The sequence below is a fragment of the Montanilutibacter psychrotolerans genome, from assembly GCF_003719825.1.
In the GTDB taxonomy this organism is placed as follows: domain Bacteria; phylum Pseudomonadota; class Gammaproteobacteria; order Xanthomonadales; family Xanthomonadaceae; genus Montanilutibacter; species Montanilutibacter psychrotolerans.
Map to the genome: position 1 here is coordinate 317,469 of NZ_RIBS01000003.1, position 21,306 is coordinate 338,774.

11 protein-coding genes are annotated in these 21,306 nt (G+C 67.4%); 4 read left to right on the forward strand and 7 right to left on the reverse strand.

Annotated features, from left to right (window positions below; translation table 11 throughout):
- Positions 1-83: 83 nt before the first annotated feature.
- Genes EER27_RS08180 through wecB (EER27_RS08195) form a run of 4 tightly spaced genes read left to right on the forward strand, consistent with a single transcriptional unit; the run spans position 84 to position 4,112 of the window.
- Complete coding sequence (locus EER27_RS08180; RefSeq protein WP_123087536.1) at positions 84-830, forward strand: electron transfer flavoprotein subunit beta/FixA family protein; 747 nt, start codon at positions 84-86, stop codon at positions 828-830.
- Complete coding sequence (locus EER27_RS08185) at positions 830-1,768, forward strand: electron transfer flavoprotein subunit alpha/FixB family protein (protein WP_123087537.1); 939 nt, start codon at positions 830-832, stop codon at positions 1,766-1,768. Before EER27_RS08180 ends, EER27_RS08185 begins: the two co-directional genes overlap by 1 nt.
- Positions 1,769-1,791: 23 nt before the next feature.
- Entirely contained in the window at positions 1,792-2,964 is a 1,173-nt protein-coding gene (gene wecB / locus EER27_RS08190; protein ID WP_123087538.1) for a non-hydrolyzing UDP-N-acetylglucosamine 2-epimerase, read from the forward strand.
- Entirely contained in the window at positions 2,961-4,112 is a 1,152-nt protein-coding gene (wecB, locus tag EER27_RS08195; RefSeq protein WP_123087539.1) for a non-hydrolyzing UDP-N-acetylglucosamine 2-epimerase, read from the forward strand. The genes wecB (EER27_RS08190) and wecB (EER27_RS08195) overlap by 4 nt, the downstream gene beginning before the upstream one ends.
- Positions 4,113-4,307: 195 nt before the next feature.
- On the opposite strand, the gene EER27_RS08200 is transcribed toward wecB (EER27_RS08195), so the two are convergent.
- The 7 genes from EER27_RS08200 to EER27_RS08230 all read right to left on the reverse strand — a co-directional run bounded on the left by EER27_RS08200 (position 4,308) and on the right by EER27_RS08230 (position 21,305).
- Entirely contained in the window at positions 4,308-6,377 is a 2,070-nt protein-coding gene (locus tag EER27_RS08200; protein WP_123087540.1) for an acyltransferase family protein, read from the reverse strand.
- 165 nt (positions 6,378-6,542) lie between these two features.
- Positions 6,543-8,606 (reverse strand): acyltransferase family protein, encoded by a 2,064-nt coding sequence (locus EER27_RS08205; protein WP_123087541.1) that lies wholly within the window; start codon positions 8,604-8,606, stop codon positions 6,543-6,545.
- A gap of 75 nt (positions 8,607-8,681) precedes the next feature.
- Positions 8,682-9,227 carry a hypothetical protein gene (locus tag EER27_RS08210; RefSeq protein WP_123087542.1) on the reverse strand — a complete coding sequence of 182 codons (546 nt, stop codon included), beginning with the start codon at positions 9,225-9,227 and terminating at the stop codon, positions 8,682-8,684.
- 84 nt (positions 9,228-9,311) lie between these two features.
- Positions 9,312-15,053, reverse strand: a complete 5,742-nt coding sequence (locus EER27_RS08215; protein ID WP_123087543.1) for an FkbM family methyltransferase — start codon at positions 15,051-15,053, stop codon at positions 9,312-9,314.
- Between the two features lie 14 nt (positions 15,054-15,067).
- On the reverse strand, positions 15,068-16,345 hold the full coding sequence (locus EER27_RS08220) for a nucleotide sugar dehydrogenase (RefSeq protein WP_123087544.1): 1,278 nt from the start codon (positions 16,343-16,345) through the stop codon (positions 15,068-15,070).
- A 74-nt stretch (positions 16,346-16,419) separates the two neighbouring features.
- The gene (locus EER27_RS08225) at positions 16,420-19,971 is read right to left on the reverse strand and encodes a glycosyltransferase family protein (RefSeq protein WP_123087545.1); all 3,552 of its coding nucleotides are present in this window, start codon (positions 19,969-19,971) and stop codon (positions 16,420-16,422) included.
- Positions 19,968-21,305, reverse strand: coding sequence for a glycosyltransferase (locus EER27_RS08230; RefSeq protein ID WP_123087546.1), 1,338 nt, complete (start codon positions 21,303-21,305; stop codon positions 19,968-19,970). Before EER27_RS08230 ends, EER27_RS08225 begins: the two co-directional genes overlap by 4 nt.
- Position 21,306 lies beyond the last annotated feature (1 nt).

Consider the following 21,306-nt stretch of genomic DNA (forward strand, 5'->3'; position numbering starts at 1 on the left):
CTGCGGCGGCCCGTCGGCTCGGCTAGAATTGGCGGCTCGGGCCCGTGTGGCCACGATCCAACCCCCCAAGGAATCCCCGCACGATGAAGATCCTCGTCGGCTACAAGCGCGTGGTGGACTTCAATGTCCGCATCCAGGTCAAGCCGGACGGTTCCGGCGTGGTCACCGATGGCGTCAAGCTGTCGGCCAACCCGTTCGACGAGATCGCCCTCGAAGAGGCCCTGCGGCTTCGCGACAAGGGCATCGCCACCGAGGTCGTGGTCGCCACGATCGCCCCGGCCGACGCCCAGGCGCACCTGCGCAACGGCCTGGCGATGGGCGCCAACCGCGCCATTCACGTGGTCACCGACCAGCCGATCCAGTCGCTGACCGCCGCACGCGTGTTCCTCAAGCTGATCGAAAAGGAACAGCCCGACCTGGTGATCCTGGGCAAGCAGGCGATCGACGACGACGCCAGCCAGACCGGCCAGATGCTCGCCACGCTGTGGGGCCGGCCGCAGGCCACCTTCGCCAGCAAGCTCGAAGTCGAAGGCGGCAAGGCCACCGTGACCCGTGAAGTCGACGCCGGCCTGGAAACGCTGGAAGTCGATCTGCCGGCCGTGGTCAGCACCGACCTGCGCCTCAACGAGCCGCGCTTCATCAAGTTGCCCGACATCATGAAGGCCAAGAGCAAGCCGATGGAGACCATCGCCTTCGCCGACCTGGGCGTGGACGCCGGCGACACCCTCAAGACCACCCACTTCGCGCCGCCGCCCAAGCGCAGCAAGGGCGTGATGGTCAAGGACGCGGCCGAACTGGTCGCCGCACTCAAGGCAAAGGGGCTGCTGTGATGAGCAAGGTACTGATCGTTGCCGAACACCTGGCGGGCAAGCTCAACGCCGCCACCGCCAAGTGCGTGACCGCCGCGCAGGCGCTGAAGCCCGAGTCGATCGACATCGTGGTGCTGGCCGCCGACCCGGCCGGCGTCGCCGCCGAGGCCGCGCAGATCGCCGGCGTTGCGCGCGTGCTGACCGTGGCCAACGCCGCCAACGCCGACGCGATCGCCCAGGTGCTTGCCCCGCAGATCGCCAACCTCGCGGCCGGCTACAGCCACGTGTTCGGCCCCAGCACCACCTTCGGCAAGGACCTGATGCCCTGCGTGGCCGCCCTGCTGGGCGTCGCCCAGGTGTCGGACGTGATGTCCGTCGAAGGCAGCCACACGTTCAAACGCCCGATCTACGCCGGCAACGCGATCATCACCGTCGAGGCTCCGACCGACCACGCCGTGGTCGCCACCGTGCGCACCGCCTCGTGGCCGGAAGCCGCGCGCGGCGGAAGCGCTGCCATCGAAGCGGCGAGCGTCGATGTCGCCCTGCCCACGCACACGCGCTACAAGGGCCTGGCCGCCGGCAAGTCCGATCGCCCCGACCTGCAGAGCGCGCGCCGCGTGGTGTCTGGCGGTCGCGGCGTCGGCTCGGCCGAGAACTTCAAGATCATCTACGACTTCGCCGACAAGCTCGGCGCCGGCGTGGGCGCCTCGCGCGCGGCGGTCGACGCCGGTTACGTGCCCAACGAACTGCAGGTCGGCCAGACCGGCAAGATCATCGCCCCGGAGCTGTACGTCGCCGTCGGCATCAGCGGCGCGATCCAGCACCTGACCGGCATCAAGGACGCAGGCACCATCGTGGCCATCAACAAGGACGGTGACGCCCCGATCTTCGAGATCGCCGACATCGGCCTGGTCGGCGACCTGTTCAAGATCCTTCCCGAGCTGGAAGCGGCGCTGTAATCCGGCGCGCGGCGAACGCTCCGGTGACGGTACGCAGATCCAGGATCCTGGTGGCTTTCGGCACGCGGCCGGAAGCCATCAAGATGGCGCCGCTGGTGCATGCGCTGCAGGCCAGCGAACGGCTCCAGCCGCAGGTCCTGGTGACAGCGCAGCACCGGCACATGCTCGACCAGGTGCTCGAGCTGTTCGGGATCACCACCGACGTCGACCTCGACGTCATGCAACCCGGCCAGACCCTGCCCGACCTCACCGCGCGCATCTTGCAAGCCACCTCCACGGCACTGCAGCACCTGCGTCCGGACATGGTGCTGGTGCACGGCGACACCAGCACCACGCTGGCCGTGGCGCTGGCCGCCTTTTACGCGGGCATCCCCGTGGGCCATGTCGAGGCGGGATTGCGCAGTGGCGACATGCTTGCGCCGTGGCCGGAGGAAATGAACCGCCGGCTGACCGCGCCGCTGTGCCGGCTGCATTTCCCGCCCACCGAGCTGGCGCGCGACAATCTGCTGCGCGAGGGTGTTGCGGCGGACCACATCGTGATCACCGGCAACACCGTCATCGACGCGCTGCTGACGGTGGACGATCGCCTGGCAACCGATGACGCCTTGCTGGCCTCGACCCGTTCGCTGTTCCCGTTCCTCGATCCGGCCAAGCGAACGATCCTCGTCACCGGCCACCGTCGCGAGAACTTCGGTGCCGGCTTCGAGCGCATCTGCGCCGCACTGGCGATGCTGGCCGCGCGCCAGGACATCCAGATCGTGTATCCGGTGCACCTGAACCCGGAGGTGCGCCGCGTCGTGCAACAACAGCTGTCCGCCACCCCCAACGTCCACCTGGTCGAACCGCTGGGCTACCTGCCGTTCGTGCATTTGATGCGACAGGCCGAGCTCATCCTTACCGATTCCGGCGGCATCCAGGAAGAAGCGCCGGCGCTGGGCAAGCCGGTGCTGGTGATGCGCGACACCACCGAACGCCCCGAAGCGATCTCGGCCGGCACGGCGGTACTGGTCGGCACCGACACCGCGCGCATCGTCGACACCGCGCAGCGCCTGCTGGACAACGCCGACGACTACCGCCGCATGTCGACGGCTCACAACCCCTACGGCGACGGGCGAGCCAGTCAGCGCATCGTCACGGCGCTGGAGCGGCACTTCGCGATGGCGCATGCGACGTCGAGCCACGGAGCCGGGTCTTGAGCGCCACGCGCCGCTGCCGAGTCGACCTGATCGTCGGCACGCGTCCCAACATCGTCAAGCTCGGGCCGCTGGCGCACGCGCTCTCGGCCTCGGACTGGTGCGACCCGCGGGTGGTGTTCCTCGAGCAGCACACCAATGCCGGCCTGGGCGATGACATCCTCGCCGACCTCGGGGTCGATGCCGATCACGTACTGCGCATCCCGCTGCCGGGCGACGGCTACGGCCAGCGCCTGGGCGACATGGTGGCCGGCTACGGCGAGGCCCTGCGCGCCGACACACCGGACCTGGTGGTGGTGTTCGGCGACGTGGACGCCACGCTCGCCGCCGCGCTTGCCGCGAAACGTCACGGCTTGCCGGTGGCGCACGTGGAAGCCGGCCTGCGCAGCCACGACCGGCGGATGCCGGAAGAGCTCAATCGGCTCATGGTCGATGCGATTGCCGACCTGTTCTTCGCCACCAGCGAAGACGCCGTCGACACGCTGGTGCGGAGCGAAGGCAAGCCTGCCGACGCCGTGCACTTCGTCGGCAACCTGATGATCGACTCGCTGGTGCGCACGCTCGACGCCGACGCCGGCGCACGCCTGGGTGACGCGATCGGGCTGCCTCGCGGTGGCTTTGCGGTGGCGACGTTCCATCGCCCCTCCAACGTCGATCACGAACCCGGGCTGCGCGCCATGTTGTCGCTGCTGCAGCAGGCAAGCACGCGTCTGCCGGTGGTGCTGCCACTGCACCCGCGCACCGCGGCCGCATTGGATCGCCACGGCCTGCGTGCCCATGCCGATGGCATCGACGGCCTGCACCTGCTTCCACCGATCCGCTACCGCGAATTCATTTCGCTGCTTTCGCACGCGCGCGTGGCGATGACCGATTCGGGCGGCCTGCAGGAAGAGACTTCGTTCCTGGGCGTTCCCTGCCTCACGGTCCGCGAGAACACCGAGCGCCCGGTCACGATCACGCTCGGCACGAACTGCCTGACCAGCCCGGCCGAGGCGATCGGGAAACTCGATGCGATCCTGCAATCGCCGCGTGCCGCCGCAACGCCGATTCCGCTGTGGGATGGCAACACCGCCGGACGCATGACGCGCGTCCTGTCGGCCTGGTGGGCCGACCAGCAACGCCGCCCGGGGCCGTCGGCCGACCTCGGCTGAACCCGCCTCGACGCGCCGCGCGCGACAGCACGCGAGCGTCTGCAGCCCCGATCGACCCCCTCCCCCGCAGCGCCTGAGCGCAGGCCGCGTCGATCACGCGGCGCAGCGCTGACGCCGCCGTCCAACGACCGTCCTTGCGCGCCCCGGAAGGCCGCGGCGCCAGTTACCGGCGATGCCACCGGCAGGACGATGCAATCAGGGCGTGCCGGGGTAGGCGGCCTGGATGCGCTCGTGCAGGGCGCGCGAGAGCGTCCGGGAGAACGTCGCGGTCATGTGGTGCTGATCGCGGTACACGAACACGTTGCCGATCACGACCGGGCAGGTTTCGCCGCGGCAGAAGGCGTCATCGAAGTTCAGCAGCTTGATCTGCGGATCCAGGCTTGCCGCGATGTTCAGCGCGGCATTGCGCAGCGCCTTGTGGCGCACACCCGAACACGCTTCCGGTGACGCACCGGGCTTGGACATGCAGGCCGGTGCATTGAGCGCCAGCCAGGGCGTGTGCTTGATGGCGGACACCTTGATGCCTGCAGTGGTCAGCTTCTTCGCCATTGTCACCACGCCGGCCGCAACGGCCTGCTGGCTCTGCGATGCGGACATGCCGCCGGTGCGGTGGTTTGGCGACTCGCTGATGACCACCAGGTCCGGCTTCTCGGCGAGGATCCGGTCCAGCGCCTTCCACTTCCACTGGTCACATTCGACGTAATCCGTGGGCGGCGTGCCGGGCGAGCCGTACTGCACCGTGAGGTCGGCAAACGCGCAGCCGCTCTTGGTGAGGGCCGTGACATCCCAGTCGCGCGCAATCGCGAGCTGCTCGAACGCCGGCAACCAATGCGCGGCGTGCGAATCGCCCACCAGCACCACGCGGAACTTTCCGCCGGTGGTTCCGTAGTGGCACGACACCAGGTCGGTACCCTTGACCTCGGCGATGCAGCGCGTGCCGCCCTTGCCGCCGTAGGCCGGGCCCCGGTCGAGCTTGGCCACGCCCGGTGCGGGCTGCGGGACGGCGACCGGCTTCACCGCCGCGCCGTAGAGGAATGCCTGTGCGCCCGGATAGTCCGGAGCGGCCTGCGCCACGGTCGACGCCGCATCGTTGTCGATCGAGTCGGCACGGACGTACGGCAATGCCGCGGCCGCGACCACCACCACCATGCACGCACCGCCCATCGCGTAGGCACTCGGGAATCCCTCGCCACGCGCGCGGGCGGGAGCGTGCCGGAAGCGGTCCTCGATGAGGTACTTCGAGGCATGGGCCAGGACGACCGAGATCGTGATCGCCGTGACGGCATCGGAGAACAGCGTGAGATCGCGACCGGTCACGTAGGGGTAGAACACGACCACCGGCCAATGCCACAGGTACAGCGAGTACGAGATGTCGCCGAAGTACTGCATGACACGGTTGCCCAGCACGCGACCCAGCACGCTGGTCGGCCCGCTGCCTGCGTAGATCACGGCGGCCGCGCCGAGCGTGGGCAACAGTGCCTCGTACCCGGGGAAAGGCAACGTGTTCGTGTAGAAGATGGCGCTGACGAGGATCGCCGCGCAGCCGGCCCAGCCCACGGTGTTGCGCAACGTCGGATGACGCTCGCCGCTCCCGCTGCCGACCAGCGCAAGCAGGCCGCCCACGCCAAGTTCCCAGATGCGCGTGGTGGTGAGGAAATAGCCAGGCGCCGGATCGGTAAAGGACATGTAAATGCCCCAGCCGAGGGAAGCCAGCGTCACCGTTGCCAGCGCCACGGCGAACGTGCCGCGCAACCGCCACTGCAAGCGCGTGGCAAGCGCGCCGGTCACGATCATCAGCAGCGGCCAGACGATGTAGAACTGCTCCTCGACCGACAGCGACCAGTAGTGCTGCACCGGACTGGGCGCCTCACCCAGCGCCAGGTAGTCGACGGAGTTCTGCACCAGCAGCAGGTTCTCGACGTAGAGGCCACTGGCCAGCACTTCCTTGGCCAGGTCGGACCAGACCGCGGGTGGCAGCCAGAGGTAGCCGCCGATGGCCGCTGCGACCAGCGTCAACGACGCCGCCGGCAGCAACCGGCGGATGCGCCGCGCGTAGAAGCCAAGCAGTGAGATCCGGCCACGCTCGGCCTCCCGAACCAGCAAGCCGGTGATCAGGTAGCCGGAGATGACGAAGAACACGTCCACGCCGACATAGCCGCCGGTCAGCATCGACGGCCAGATGTGGAACACCAGCACCAGCAGCACCGCGATTGCGCGCAGCCCCTGGATGTCGGTTCGGAAGCTGGAAGTGTTGGTGCTCGACATCGTGTGTCCTGGAGATCTGGGGCTTGCAGGTGAACGGTCTGGCAGGTGAACCACAACGCGGCGGTTCGTTGAATCACCGCGCTGCGGCGCCGCTGGCACATCGCCCTGACGTGGGCAGACGACGCGGCGCGTTGTGTCCGCCGGCCTCGACCGGCGGCGGCAAGGTCACGGCACTCCGGGATGGGTCCGCCTGATTCGATCGAGCAGCGCCGGCGCAAGCGACCTGGCGTACGTTGCGGTGAGGTGGTTCTTGTCGCGATGGACGAAGACGTTGCCGATGACGACGGGGCAGACATCGCCCTGGCAGAACGCATCATCGAAATCGAGCAGGCTCAGCCGGTTGTCCAGGCGCGAGGCGAGGACCACGGCGCCTTCAAGGATCACCTGGCTGCGACGCCCGGAGCAGGCCTCGACGGTGGCGCCGGGCTTGGACATGCAGCTCGGCGGATCCTCAAGCTGCCATGGCGTGTGCTTGATCATCGCCACGTCGATGCCGGCATTGGTGAGGTTGCGCAGCTCCCTCACCAGGCCCTGGGCGATCGCCTCCTGGCTGTCGGGCGCTTCGCGATTCTGGATCTTGTGGTTGGGCGACATGCTCACGACCACCAGGTCGGGCTTGTTGGCCAGTACCCAGTCGATCATCTTGCGGTTCCAGCGCGTGCACTCCTCGAACTCGCGCGTCGACGAACGACTGCCAAAGCGCACCGTGACGTCGGTGATGGCGCAGCTGCTCTTGGTCAGGCCGGTCAGTCTCCAGCCGCGCTCGTCGGCAAGTTTCTTGAATGCGGGCAGCCAGTGCACCGCGTGCGAATCGCCGATCACCACCAGGTGGAAACGGCCGTCGGCCTTGCCGTAGTTGCAGAACGCGATCGCGTCGTCGACCGTCGAGCCGATGCAGTTCTTCTCGCCGTTGCCACCGTAGGCGGGGCCACGATCAAGCTTTGCCACGCCGGGCGCAGGCAGCGACGCGGCGACCTTGGGTACCGGCAGTTGGTGCAGGAACGCTTCGGCGCCGGGATAGCTGGCGTCGACCTGCGACAGCGGCGCCGCGTAACCCGAATCCAGCTTCATTGCCGAGCCGTAGGGCACGGCGGCAGCGGCGGCGACCAGCAGCATGCAGCCGGCGCCCATCGCGTAGGCCAGCTTGTAGCCGCTGCTGCGTCCGGTGGCGGCCACCGGGTGGCGGAAGCGGTCTTCGACGCCGTACTTGGACAGGTGCGCGAGCACCACCGACACCACCACCACCGTCACGCCGTCGGAGAAGCGACCGATCTCGCGTCCGGTGACATACGGGTAGAACACCACCACCGGCCAATGCCACAGGTACAGCGAGTAGGAGATATCGCCGAAGTACTGCAATGGACGCACGGCGAGCGCCCGGCCGAGCAGGTCGGACGGTTCGCTCCTGGCGTAGATCAATGCCGCCGCGCCCAATGTCGGCAGCAGCGCTTCGTAACCCGGGAACGGCAGGCCGGTGGTGTAGAAATAGCCACTGGCGAGGATCGCCAGGCACCCTGCCCAGCCGGCGACTCCGCGTGCCAGCCGGTTGCCGCCTTCGTCGAAGGCCATCAGCGACAGCAGGCCGCCGATGCCAAGCTCCCAGATCCGGGTGGTGGTCAGGAAGTAGCCCGGCGCCGGATCGGTGTAGGACTTGTAGACACCCCACGCAAACGAGGCCAGCGTCACGCTGCCCAGGGCCGCGGCGAACACCGCGCGCGTGCGCCAGCCCATCTTCCGGGCCAGCGCACCGGTTGCGATCATCAGCAACGGCCAGAAAATGTAGAACTGCTCCTCCACCGACAGCGACCAGTAGTGCTGCACCGGGCTGGGAGCTTCCTGCAATGCAAGGTAGTCGACGGACTTGACGACCAGCAGCAGGTTCTCGACATAGAACCCACTGGCAAGCACCTCCATCGCGAGGTCGGACCACAACGCCTCGGGCAGCCACAGGTAGCTGCCGATCGCCGCGGCCGCCAGGGTCAATGTGGCCGCGGGCAGCAGGCGCCGGATACGACGCGCATAGAAGCCCACGAGCGAGATCCGACCCTTGTTCTCGAACTCGCGGACCAGCAAGCCGGTGATCAGAAAACCGGAGATCACGAAGAACACGTCAACGCCCACGTATCCGCCCGGCAGACCCGTCGGCCAGACGTGGAACACCAGGACCAGAAGCACTGCGATGGCACGCAGTCCTTGAATATCGAGTCTGAAACCGGTGCCGTTCGTCATTGCGGATCTCTGGATCGGAAACGTCAGGAAAGCAGGTCACCGGCGATGTGCTGCATCGCCGGCGAGCGCCCGAAATCAGTTCGGGGCAACATCCCAGGCCATGTACACGGTGCCCTTGGCGTCGGGCTGCTGCAGCTTGAAGCGCTCACCGCGCGGCGCGCCACGGCGGACCCAGACCAGCACGTCGGAAGAGCCGGACTTCTTGTAGACCGAACGGATGGCATGGCCCTGCGGCTCGCCCTTGTCACGGGCGTAACCGCCCTGCTTGAAGGCTTCGGCCATCTGCGCATCCACTTCATCGACGGTGCCGTCGAAGAACTCGATGCCCACTTCGCGCACGACCTTGCCGGTCTTCTTGGCGGTGACTTCACGCTCCACGGCGACGTGGAAACGGAATGGCAGGGTCTGGACGCCACCGGCCAGCGGGGCCTGGAGCGCCGGAACCATCGCGACCGGCGGAGCAACCGGAGCAACCGGAGCGACCGGAGCGGGTTCCACGACGGGAGCCGTGGCTTCCGTCGGCGCCGGCGGCGCGACGGGCTCCTGGGTAGCCTGGTTGTTGTCGCGGCAGGCGGCCAGGCTGGCGACCATCGCCAGGGCGAACACGAACTTCTTGCTCATCACTTCCTCACAATTCGGTTGAAGAAAAAACAGGGATATCCGCACACACGCCGGCCTTGGCGGCCGGCCGGAAAGAGTTGCCGCTCAGAGGGGGGAGCCGTTTCCCCCATTCGATTCATGCAGGAATTGCTGCAGCCGCAGGTACATCTGCGCGCTGAGGTTGCGGTAGTCGGCACCATTGGCGATGGCCATGCCCGCCCGGCTCAGCCCCGACCAGCAAAGCGGGTCATCATAAATCAGCTTGCAATAGGCGGCCAATTGGCGCAGCGACGTGACCTCCATCGCCCCCAGGCCGAGGTAGTCCGACAGCGAGTTTTCCATTTTCGCGTGCAGCAGCGGCACGCCGAGCGACGCGACCTCGATCGGCACCATCTCGAACGTCGCGAACTTGACCAGACTCACCATCAATCGCGACGTGGCCAGTACTTCGGAGAAGTCGTCGGTCAGGAACGGGAGGATTTCCACCCCCAGGTCCTTCTTCACCTTGGGCCGGTACTGCTGGACCGTGAACAACCGTGCGTGGGGGACCGCGTTGCGGATCACCTCGATCGCGTCGGCTGCCGGCCACGCAAGCAGGCTGTCGTCGCAGAGCTTGCCGTAGTCGCCCAGGAAGATGCCGCTGGTGGAATGGAAATCCACGTAACGCGGCGCCTCGATCTGCAGGGTCTTGGGAATCGCGACGATGCCATCGAGCACCGGTGCCAGTTCCGGATCGTCGAACACGCGATCGCTGAAGACCATCATCGCAACCCGCTTTCCGTACTGCGCGCGCCAGGCGGCCATCTGCTCGCAGATGAACTTCTTGCGCGTCGAGCGGCCATTGAGCGAGAGGTTCACCAGCACCGAACGGCCTTGCCGCGCGTGGTGGTCCACCAGGTCGAGCACGTTCACGAAGTCCGGGCGCTCGGGGTCGCCCGGGTAGATCATCACGATGTCGGCCGGATGGCCGTCGAGGCCGCGCGGGTCGCCGGTTTCCAGGTCGACCAGCGCCACGTCCACGCCGTACGGTCGCAGCATGTCGGCGGTGAGGTGGGTCGACTTCAGGATGCCGCCCTTCTTCCAGCGCTCGCGATCGGTACGACCGACCACCGCCAGGCGGAAGTTCGGGCGCCGATACGGCGCCTGCAACGCCGGCATGCGCCACAGGTCGGACGCATCGGCGGCCACGGGCGCGATTTGCGACGGGGCGGGACGCACGGTCAGGTAGGCCGACTGCAACGCGGCCTTGCTGCCCACCGGTGCGTCACCCAGCTCGACAAACGGCACGGCCTGCACACGGCCCAGGCGCGCGAGCACGGCATCGACGTCGGCGTCCTGGGTGAAATCGGCGCGGGACACTTTCAGGGTGTCGGTGTGGAACGCACACAGCGCGGCCGTGAGCGCCTTGACCTGGCGATCACCGCCATCCGGACCGGCGGCGGAATCCACCGCCGGCGTGCCATGCCAACCCACGACGGCCTTGCGGTCGTAGCGGTCGATGGCATCGACCAACTGCCGGACGTAGTGCGGTGGATAGTCGATGGCCGCGTCGAGCGGAATGTAATAACCCTTGAATCCCTCGATGGCGTCGAACCGCGCCCGCTCGTCGACGACCTCGTTGATCCACACGTGCACGCCGGGGCGTCCGATGAGGAACTCCGGCACGCCTTGCGCCGCGGGCAGCACCACGCACAGCTCGTCGAACTGGACCAGCAACGCGCCGACGGTTGCCTTCATTCGTTCCGGGTCGGTGCCCGCTTCAAAGCAGACGCAGCCGCGGGTCCTGGGTCGCACCTCGTGATCGGTGCCCAGGTGCAGCAAGGTTGCCCCACCCTTGCCCGGCATGGCGACCGCCGGCTTGGCGATCGCCGGAGCGGACGTGGACGACGTTTGCAGGTCGACGATGCCATTGGCGAAGGCGTCGCCACCGGCAGCCAGTCGCTCGGCGAGGAATCGCGCAAGCTCGCTGCCCGGCTCTTCCGTCCAGGGCGCGCCCGTCAGCACCAGTTCGGTCTGCGCCGAATCGCGCTGGCGATACTCCTCGAACAACGACGGCGGTGCGCCGGACGGCTCCTCCATCGGCTTGAGCCAGTTGCGCTTGCGATCCACCACGATCAGCGGAATGCCGCGCTTGGCCGCTTCCACCGCGATCCACGCATCGACCATGCCCGTCGACGCGAACGCGGTGTGGCTGGGACGCCAGAGGCTGGTGTGGAACGCGAGCGTGCCGGTACCGAGCTGGTTGACGATGCGGTCGCGTTCCAGCGGATGCTTGAAGTGGAACAGCGTGCGGTCGGCGAAGTACGACACGATGGGTTTGGCGAAGATCGTGCCGTGCACACCGACCAGTGCCTTGCGGCCATACAGCTCGATCTTGCGGATCAGACGCTGCACGTAGTCGGGCGGATAGACGATGTCGTCGTCGACAGTGAAGCAGTAGCCTTCCGGCAGTTCGGGACCGAAATAGAACTTGCCGTTGTCGCGCAGGTCCTCGCCACCGATCTTGACGGTGATGCGCGGGTGCTTCAGGAACTGCGGAACCTCGTCGTATTCGTTGAGGTAGACGAAGATCCGATCGACCTGGTCGATCAACGAATCGATTGCGGCGCGCAGCGCACTGCGGCGCGGCGGGAAGCTGGCAAGACAGACCGAGATCGATTCGTCCGGATTGGCCGCACCGCGCACCACGCCCAGCTTGCTGTGGACCGCGAACGGACGACGCACCACCGGGAACGGCACGAACGGATAGCGCCCGCGCTTGGCCAGGTCGGCGTGCCAGGCATCCACCGCATCGCTGTACGCCTTGCGTGGTGCGGCCAGGCCGCCCGGCACCGTCGACAGGCCGCGGTTGGCGGGATCCTGGGTCAGCGACTCATCGCGCACCAGCGCCTTGTACAGCACCTCGTGCACGCACTTGTGGGCGTCCTCGCCGAACACACGCTTGATCCGTCGCAGCATCTCGTCGTCGGCGGACGTACGCACGCTGTCGAAATACCCGACGGTGTCGAACACATCGCGACGCATCATCTGGCTGATGTAGGCAAGTCGCTTGGTGCGTCCGTTGACCGCGATGAGGTTGCCGGCCGGGTCGCGCCGCTCGTGCAGGCAGGTGCTGACCGCGCAGCCGGACTCGCTCAGCAGCGCGAGCTGCTTGGCAACGCGCTCGGGCTCGCTGACATCGTCCGAGTCCATGAACGTGATGGCCGCGCCGCGCGCCTGGGTGATGCCGTGGTTCTTGCACCAGTAGGTGCCGCGGTTCGAGCCGAAGCACAGCAACCGGACCCGCGGGTCGACCGCGGCGATTTCCTGCACGATCTCGCGGGTGCGGTCGGTGCTGCAGTCGTCGACCACCAACAGCTCGAGGTTGGCGTGGGTCTGCGTGAGAATCGACTCGACCGCCTCACGCACGTACTGCTCGGTGTTGAACGTGGTCATGATGACCGACACCAGCGTGTTCGCCGGCACCGGCAGACGCACGAAGTCGGTCTTGAGCGTCGCCAGCGGACGACGCATGTAGGGAATGTCGGTGAGAACCAGCGACGGGGGCGCTTCGTCGACGACGGGCGCCTGGACCGGCGTCGGCATTGGCGTCGCAGCGGCAGCGGACGCTGGCACGGCAACCTTCGCCGGCGCCTGCACCGTTGCCGCGGCGGGACGCGCGGCCTCGCGCGACGCAACCGCCGGGGCGGCAGCAGACGGCACGACGGCGGCGGCTGGCGCTGACCCGACCGTCGTTGAGACGTGCGCCTGCGTCGTCGGGACGCGTGGGGCGACGGGCGCTGACAGCGCGGCGGGGCTTGCCGTTTGCGTCAATGCCGGCGCAACGGAAACCTCGGTCGCGGGCACCCGGCCCATGAGCTTCAGCAGCGGCCAGGCCGCCGTGCGCACAACGCCCTTGGTCTGTCGCAGGAACGAGAAGACCCGTCCGCCCAGCAGTGCATCGTGTCGCCCGCGCAGGTCGCGCACGTTCTCTTCCAGCTGGTTCAGACGCGCCAGGCTGGCCTGCGTTTCCTCGGCAGTCGACTTGGCATGCCTGACCTGCTCGGAGATGCGTTGGTCGAGTCGGCCGATCTGCGCGCCGTGCTCGGCTTCGAGCCGGTTGCGCAGGGCCAGCACGTGCCCGATACGCAAGTCCGCCTCGCCAATCGCGGCGCGAAGCATGGCCAACTGTGCGTCGTGCTCGCGCTGCGTGTCGTTGACGCGGGCCAGCGTCGAGGTGTGATCGTCCAGTCCGGCCGCCACGGTGTCGACGGTCGCTTCGAGCGTGCGCAACTGGGCTGCTGAGCCGGCCTGGGTCGCCAGCGCAACGGCAATGGTCGCCTCGCGTTCGGCGAAGCGCTCGTCAAGGCGGGTTTCGATCCCGTCGACTTCGGACTCGAGCATCGCGCGCGTGTCGCCAAGGACCGCCAGGCGCGACTCGCGCAGTCGCTCGTCGATCTCCGACGCGACCATCGCATGCGTGTCGCCAATGGCCGACGCGAACGACCCGTGCAGTTGCTCGTCGATCTCCGCCGCATGGGCCTGGTGCGCGGCCAGCGCTGCCTCGATGTCCTGCAGCTGGGTCGACAGCCGCGCCGTGTGCCCGGCGGCGTCCTCGCCGAACTCGGCGAGCTGCTGGGCGAGCTGCTTGGCGAAATCGCCCTGCGCCTGTTCGATTCGCGGCAGCAGCGCATCGACACGGCCATCGACCTTGGCCAGGCCGGCGGCCAGCTCGGCATCGATCCGCTGCCGGTCCGACGTCAGGTGCGCCAATCGCTCGCTCGTCTGCTCCACCTTCACGGCCAGCTGGCCCATCTGATGGGCCTGTTCGCCCACCATGCTCAGACCGGTCATGCCCTTGGCGGCCACTTCGGCGATCGCGTTCTGCGCCTGGTCGACCCGCGGCGCCAGCGTCGTCAGTCGGTCGTCGATCCTGGCCAGACTTGAGGCCAGCTTCTCCAGCTCGGCAAACACGCCGCCGGTCGCGGCAACATCGGCGCCATCCCCGGAAAGGCGCGCGGACAGCTGCCGGCCCAGGAACGCCTGCTTGTCGACGGCCTGCTTGAGCTTCTGCACCTGGCTGACCGTGGCACGCAACGTCATCTGCGTGCGCAGCAATTCATCGGCCTCGTGCAACGGCAGCTCGCGCTTCTCCGCCGCGGTTTTCGCCGGCATGAACAGATAGGTGGCCGTCGCATTGAAACAACCCAGCACGGAGTAACCGTGCTGGGCCAGGAGGGTGTGGATCTCCTCGAATTCCTCGGGCGTCTGCGCTTCGCAGACGATCATCGGGCGGTGCTTCTCGATCGTCGCCTGTGCGCCGCGCAGCACCGCCAGGTCCATCCCCTCGACGTCCACCTTCAGCAACGCCACGCGTCCGCCGATCGGCATGTCGTCCAGGCGGACAACCTCGACCTCGCCGTTCTCGTCCACCCCGAAACGGGTAGCGCCGAGGTTGTTGGCCATCGAGGAGACCATGCTGACCCGGCCCGGCCCGCTGCCCACGGCGAGCGGGTGGAGTCGCACCAGCGACTCCACCGCGTTGAGGCGGACGTTTTCCTTCAGGAAGTGGAACGCCTCCGGATTCGGCTCGAACGAGACGACATTGCAGCCCCTGACCCGGGCGAAGAACACCGTGTGGTTGCCGATGTTGGCGCCCACGTCCAGGACCCAGTCCCCGGGAGACAGCTTCGCGCCCACGGCCCGAAGCAGCTCGCTCTCGTAAAACGCCTTGCTGGAGAGGATCCCCTTGGAGATGTGGTCTTCGGCCGACGGCAGGAGCATGTGGATCGTGCACCCGTCGTGTTCGAACACACTCGCCTGCGCGGTGGGCACCGTGGCGATCTCAGGATTCAGGGCCTGGGTCATGGTCGTTCCCGGTATCAGAGCTGGAAGACTTTCGCGCTGGGGGCCAGTCGTCCCTTCACATCGAACACCACGCCGTCGGGCTTGGCATACGCCTCGACCGAGCCGTCGGGCGCATCCACGAACTGGTGGTGCGGCACGGCCAGCACGACCGCGTCGTAGGCGGCCAGGTCGGGCTTACCCACCAGGCTGATGCCGTACTCCTCGTGGGCCTGGCGGTGATCGGCCCAGGGGTCGTACACGTCGACCTGGGCGTTGGCCGCCTGGAGTTCGGTGATGACGTCCACGACCCGGGTGTTGCGCAGGTCGGGGCAGTTTTCCTTGAACGTGAGTCCGAGCACGAGGATGCGCGAGCCCACCAGGTGCAGGCCATTGCGCGCCATGTGCTTCATGACCTGCGCCGCAACGTACGGGCCCATGCCGTCGTTGATGCGACGGGCGCTGAGCAGCAGCTCCGGATGGAAGCCGAGCATCGCGGCCTTGTGCGCCAGGTAGTACGGGTCGACGCCGATGCAATGGCCGCCCACCAGTCCGGGCTGGAACGCGAGGAAGTTCCACTTGGTGCCGGCGGCGGCGAGGACTTCCTGGGTGCTGATGCCGATCCGGTTGAAGATCATCGCCAGCTCGTTCATCAGGGCAATGTTGACGTCGCGCTGGGTGTTCTCGATGACCTTGGCCGCCTCGGCCACGCGGATGGAGCTGGCCAGGTGGGTGCCGGCATCGATGATCTTGCCGTACAGGGCGTTGACGAACGTGCCCACTTCCGGCGTCGAGCCCGACGTCACCTTCACGATCGAGCGCAGGCCGCGGTCCTTGTCGCCCGGGTTGATGCGCTCGGGGCTGTAACCGCACCAGAAATCGACGTTGAACTTCAGGCCGGACGCCTTCTCCAGCACCGGCACGCAGACTTCCTCGGTGACACCCGGGTAGACGGTGGATTCATAGATGACGCAGTCGCCGCGCTTCAGGATCGAGCCGATCGCGGCGCTCGAGCGCAGCAGCGGATCGAAGTCCGGGCGACGCGCCACGTCGACCGGCGTCGGCACGGTGATCACGTAGACGTTGCAGTCGGAAAGATCCTCGAGGGTGCTGGTGAATGCCAGCGACTTGGCCTGGACGAGTTCTTCGCTGGTCAATTCGAGCGTGCGATCCTCACCGCGGCGCAACTCCTCGATCCGGGTGGTGTTGATATCGAAGCCGACGACGTCGAACACCTTTCCGAATTCGACGGCGAGCGGCAGGCCGACATAACCCAACCCAACCACGCCGATTTTCGCATCATCAATTGACAGCATTTTCAATTCCCTGGAATGTTCGAAATGGAATTTCACAATGGGCAGGGGCGCCCGCCGGGCAGGCCGCGCCGCCCTTAGATCTGCAACCGTGCGTGCACGCCGAGGACTGTCAGTTCGTGGACAGCCACCTTGCCGGCGTCACTCTGCTCGCGGACACGTCGCGCGGCAGCCCTTGACATCTGCTGGAAGCATTGTGGTTCAGCGATCAATTTTAGTATCCCGCGAACCATAGCATCAACATCCTCGGGGCCCGCCAGCACGGCCACCCGTTCATCTACAAAATCACCCACCGCACCGGCGAGATTGGTTACCGGCACCAGGCCCGATGCCATGGCTTCGTCACGCGAGACGCCCTGCGTATCGCTGCGGGTCGGCACCAGAAAGATTCCGTTGTGCCGATGCAGGTCGGCGATTTCCTGCTGACGCAGAAGGCGGCGTTCGATGCGCACGTTGGCGAATGCATCCAGCCCGGCGAAATTCTGTTCGAACAGCGCACCGTCGCCGACGAGGTGGAAATTCATCCCGGCGAATTCCGGATATCCGGAAAGCTTCCGGATGACATCCGCCACCAGGTCGTTGGCATACACGCGGGTATCGTGCGGACGCACGGAAAGAATATTCAGTCGCGCCTCGACGGGCTTTTCGTGATACGCGAAAAGCGTCGTGTCGATTGGATTGTGGATTACCTGCCAGCGTTCCGCCGGCAGGCGCAGGCCCAGGTCCTGCCAGGTCTGCTCGGCAAACGTGCTCGACACGAATACCAGCTGCAGGCCGGCCGGTGGCGTCGCCAGAATCTCGCGCCAGAAACCCATACGTGCGTCGCTGTCCCGCTGGGCGCGCGCGCGTAGTTCGTCGGTGGAGAAGTTGAAACTGCGCCGCGCGTACGGCTGGATCTCGGCGCCGTGCAGCCAGACCACCGTCCGGGTGCGCGACGCGGCATCGCGTATGCCTTGCCACATGTCGCGGTCGAGGAAATGCACGGCGATGGCGTCGTGCCGCGCATGCACCAGCGTTTCACGCAGCGCTGCCGGATCGCAGACCAGGACCGGCACGCCTTCGTACTGGTACCCGCGCGATTGCGCACCCGCCGCCACGCACACGACATCCACCGCCACGCCACGGCGCCGGTATTCGATAACTCGCCGGTGGACAAAACCGTTGCGGTACGGCCTGCCGGGTTCGGGATAGATATTGGTGACCACCAGCACACGTCCGGCACCGGGCAGGAATGCCGGGGCGGGCAACCGCCAGTCCAGCCACAGCCCATCGACGAAACGGGTCAATGTCCCGCGCAATCGCACGGTGAAGCGGTATCCGGCGGTACCGGCGGGGGGCACGCGGGACACCGAAACCTGCGCCATCAGCGGCAGTCGGGCCAGGGTCGCGCCATCGCTGGCCACAGCCTCGAGCCCGTACTCGATCGCGTCGTCCGGGGCCGCATCGACACAGGCGAGCACGCAGCCGTCCCGCTCGATCTCCGCGCGGGACAGGACAGCCGAGCGCAGCGTCGCGTGCTCGGTGCCCGGGGGGAGCGCCGCGCACAGTTCCAGTCGGTGACGACGCACGGCCACTGACGTTCCGGCGGGAACCTCGCCCGCCTTCAATGCCGCCGCAAGGCGGGCGCCGCTCAGCTCCCGGCCGGCCGCGGCCGATGGCGCGGGCGCCAGCGATTCGGCAAAACGCAGCGCGTCGGCCATGTCGACACCTTCGTCGAAGCACGCCTCGGGCTCGATGTCGTCCATCGCGCCGCCTTCGACGTAGCCCAGCGAGTCGATGGAGACGGCGCCGGGCAACTCAAGCGAGCCCTCATCGATCGCATCGATCAGGCCGCCGATCGAACCGGGTTGCCTATCGGCCGCGATCACCAGGCGCCGCAATGCCAGGCGATCGACCCGGCGATATTCGAGTTCGGGCGTCACCAGGCCATCGTCGCCGGCGCGTCGGTAGGCCGCCTTGCCGATGGCCGCGGCATCGGTGTAGCGCGTCGCGAGCAGCAGATCCTGCAAGTAGTGCTCGCCGTAGTGGTCTCGCGGATCGAACGGAGCGATCCAGTACCCCGCCAGGCGTCCGCGCACGGCGGCAGCCAGGTCCTGTGCGGACAGCACCTGCGCCGTGTCAGGCACCCACGCATGCAATGCCTCGGGCACCGCCAGCAGCAGTTGGTCGGGTTGCAGGCGCTGCCGGGCACAACTGGCCAGGAGCGCGTCGAGCTGACGGGCGTCGTCGATCCGCGCCAGCACCGCCACCCGCGGCAGGGATGGCGGCGAGACCGAATAGCCGACCCGGCTGGCAAGGTAACCAAGCCGGTGGGCGTAGGTGTGCTGCAGCAACACCTTGCGCAGCGCCGCCACCCGCCGGGAGCGCGAAAGCGTGGCGTCGTCGCCGCGGAACTCACCCCAGGCCCGGCACAGCGCCTCTTCCTGGTCGTCGGTGGCAACCACCAGGTCGCCGAACAAGCGCGAGATGCCAAGCGAGCGGTTGCTGTACACGCCGCAGCCGCTACCGATCAACTCGAACACCCGGCGCGCGAACATGGTCGGCGACTGCTTGATGGTGTTGATGTTGATGCCGAACCGGTAGGAGCGGTACAGGTCGGCGATGCCCTTGTAGGGCATGCCGCCGCGCACCATCGCGCTGTACGCGGCCGGGTAAGCCAGGTCGTTGCCGACCTTCTGGCCGTGATTGCGATCGAAGACATGCACCGGGCCGACCAGCGCCAGGGCGTCGGTCAATGCGCGCAGATCGCGAGAACGCTCGATCAGGGAGGCGTAGTACGCGCCGGCAAAGAAGAACGCGTCCTCGCGGGCATTCTCCGCCACCGGGTGGAACATTTTCGGCTGCAACGCGAACGGCATCAGGTAGACGCGCGCGTGCCCGAAGTCCCGCTTGTAGCGCGGGATGCTGTCGGCGTCGGTCGTGAAAACCGTGTCGAACAAGGCGGCCGACTCGAAGAACGCCTCGAAATGCAGCGGATCTTCCTTGTTCCAGAAGGCCGTCGGGATTCCCGCTTTGCGGCAGGAGGCCACCAGCGAGCGCAAGGTGTCGGAACACTGCGACACCAGGCCCTCCCAAGCGTGGTCCGGGCCGTGCCAACAGGACTCGACCAGCAGCAGGTGCGGCTTGAAATCCCGCAGCTGTCCGGCCCAGTCGTCCGGCCGGAGTTGCATCAGCTCGCAATCCGGGCCCAGGCTTTCACTGGAGAAGGTATCCAGCACCGCAGCAACACGCAGCCCGCCCAGCGATGCAGGCGCATCGGGCACGGAGTTCAGCGCTTCAATCTCGATACGGAAAGTTTCGCCGTGGAGAACCTGCACCGCGGGTGCGGTGCTGGGTGCGGCAGCCGGCAACGCCGGGCGGTCAACGCGCGCGCGCCAGGTCGAGACCAGGCCCGCCAGACGGGTGGGCAATGTGAGCAGCAACCGGGGCGAGCGGCACGCGTCCAACAGCGCGTGTCCCAGCCCGAATGCGAGCGAGTCACGCACCAGCCGACTTTCGGCTTCGGCGTCCCGGAGTCCGCGCTGCGCTTCGTCGATCGCCGCGTCCAGCTCACGCAGACGGGCTTGCGCACGGAGCAACCGCAGGCGCACCTGGAGGTCGTCGTTGTCGCGGTGCCCGTTGGCGGTCATGGCGATCGGGCCGGCGCGATGCGCGCGCTTGCCGCCTGCAGGGAAGCGGCCAGGCTTTGCCAGGAAAACGACGACTCGATGCGCCCGACGGCGCTGCCCGGGCGCGCCAACGCGCCCGTGGCGCACTTGGCGTCGCGCAGGCGGGCGAGCTGGGCGGCAATCTCGCCCGAATCGCCCGCGACGCTCCACCCGGCTCCGAACTCGGACAGCAGGGACGCCGCCGAATCGGCCGGGTTGTCGCCGATGTGCAGGATGGGGGCGGCCGCGCCGAGGTACTCGTAGATCTTGCCCGGCACCTGGACCGGATCGGCATTGGCGATGTTGACCAGCAGGTCGCAGCGGCGCTGCAGCGCCAGCGCATCCAGATGGCCGATGAAGCCGAGCAATCGGATGCTGTCCGGGTGTGACTCGGCCAGTGCGACCAGGCTCGGTGGTGGGTTGATGGTGGCGATGGTGAGTCGCGCTCCCGACGTGGCAAGAACCGCGTCCAGCAGCACTTCCGGGCGACGGAACGCATAGAAGCTGCCGGTATAGAGCAGCTCCAGGCGATCGGGATCGAACGCGATCGCCGTCGTCGCGCCGCTCTGGCTGGCGAACCGGTGGTCAAAGCCCTGGGTAAGCACCATCGCCCGCTCCACCGGCAGGCCGTGACGGGCGCGCAGGGTTGCCAGCGCGCTGTCACTGGTCAGCGTCACCAGGTCGGCCTTGGCGCACAGTTCGCGCTCCAGACGGAACGCACGGGCGCGCCATCGGCGTGGCGTGTAGGGCGCCAGCACCGGGTCGCCCAGATCGGCCACCCAGGTGAATCCCTTCTTCTTCGCGTGCAGGCCCAGCGGTATCGACACCGGCGGTTCGTGCGAGCTGATGACGATGTCGGGGGCGACCTCATCGAGCAGGCGATCGAGCGCCTTGCGCGCCGAAGGACCCCACTCTGCCCGCATGTCCGGATACAGCACCCAGCCCAGCAGGGCATTGATCCGGTGGAACAGCCGTCCCTTCCAGTTCAGCGCCGGCGCGGCCTTGACCGCTCCCGCTCCCGTAGCCGGGCGCGTTGATGGCGGCTCCTGCTCCTGGCGCTGCGCGTCGGGGTGGTCGCGATAGTATTGCCGTTTCCGCGCGACCAGGCGGCCCATGAACGGTCCCGGCCAGCAGCGATGCACCACCACAGAGGCTGGCAACTCCGGCAACCGTCCGGCGCCGTAACCCAGCACGTCCGGTGCCAGCACGTGCACTTCGTTGCCGCCAACGGCCAGTTCGCGAGCGAGATAGGCCCATCGCAGCGCCTGCGGCGAGGGAATCGGCGGAAAGTCGTAGGCGACCAGGAGGAAGCGCATG

Excerpts from the sequence above, each read along its gene's own strand:
- EER27_RS08180 (WP_123087536.1), top strand. The coding sequence starts at position 84 with ATGAAGATCCTCGTCGGCTACAAGCGCGTGGTGGACTTCAATGTCCGC.
- EER27_RS08185 (WP_123087537.1), top strand. The coding sequence starts at position 830 with ATGAGCAAGGTACTGATCGTTGCCGAACACCTGGCGGGCAAGCTCAAC.
- EER27_RS08200 (WP_123087540.1), bottom strand. The coding sequence starts at position 6,377 with ATGTCGAGCACCAACACTTCCAGCTTCCGAACCGACATCCAGGGGCTG.
- EER27_RS08205 (WP_123087541.1), bottom strand. The coding sequence starts at position 8,606 with ATGACGAACGGCACCGGTTTCAGACTCGATATTCAAGGACTGCGTGCC.
- EER27_RS08210 (WP_123087542.1), bottom strand. The coding sequence starts at position 9,227 with ATGAGCAAGAAGTTCGTGTTCGCCCTGGCGATGGTCGCCAGCCTGGCC.
- EER27_RS08215 (WP_123087543.1), bottom strand. The coding sequence starts at position 15,053 with ATGACCCAGGCCCTGAATCCTGAGATCGCCACGGTGCCCACCGCGCAG.
- EER27_RS08220 (WP_123087544.1), bottom strand. The coding sequence starts at position 16,345 with ATGCTGTCAATTGATGATGCGAAAATCGGCGTGGTTGGGTTGGGTTAT.
- EER27_RS08225 (WP_123087545.1), bottom strand. The coding sequence starts at position 19,971 with ATGACCGCCAACGGGCACCGCGACAACGACGACCTCCAGGTGCGCCTG.
- EER27_RS08230 (WP_123087546.1), bottom strand. The coding sequence starts at position 21,305 with ATGCGCTTCCTCCTGGTCGCCTACGACTTTCCGCCGATTCCCTCGCCG.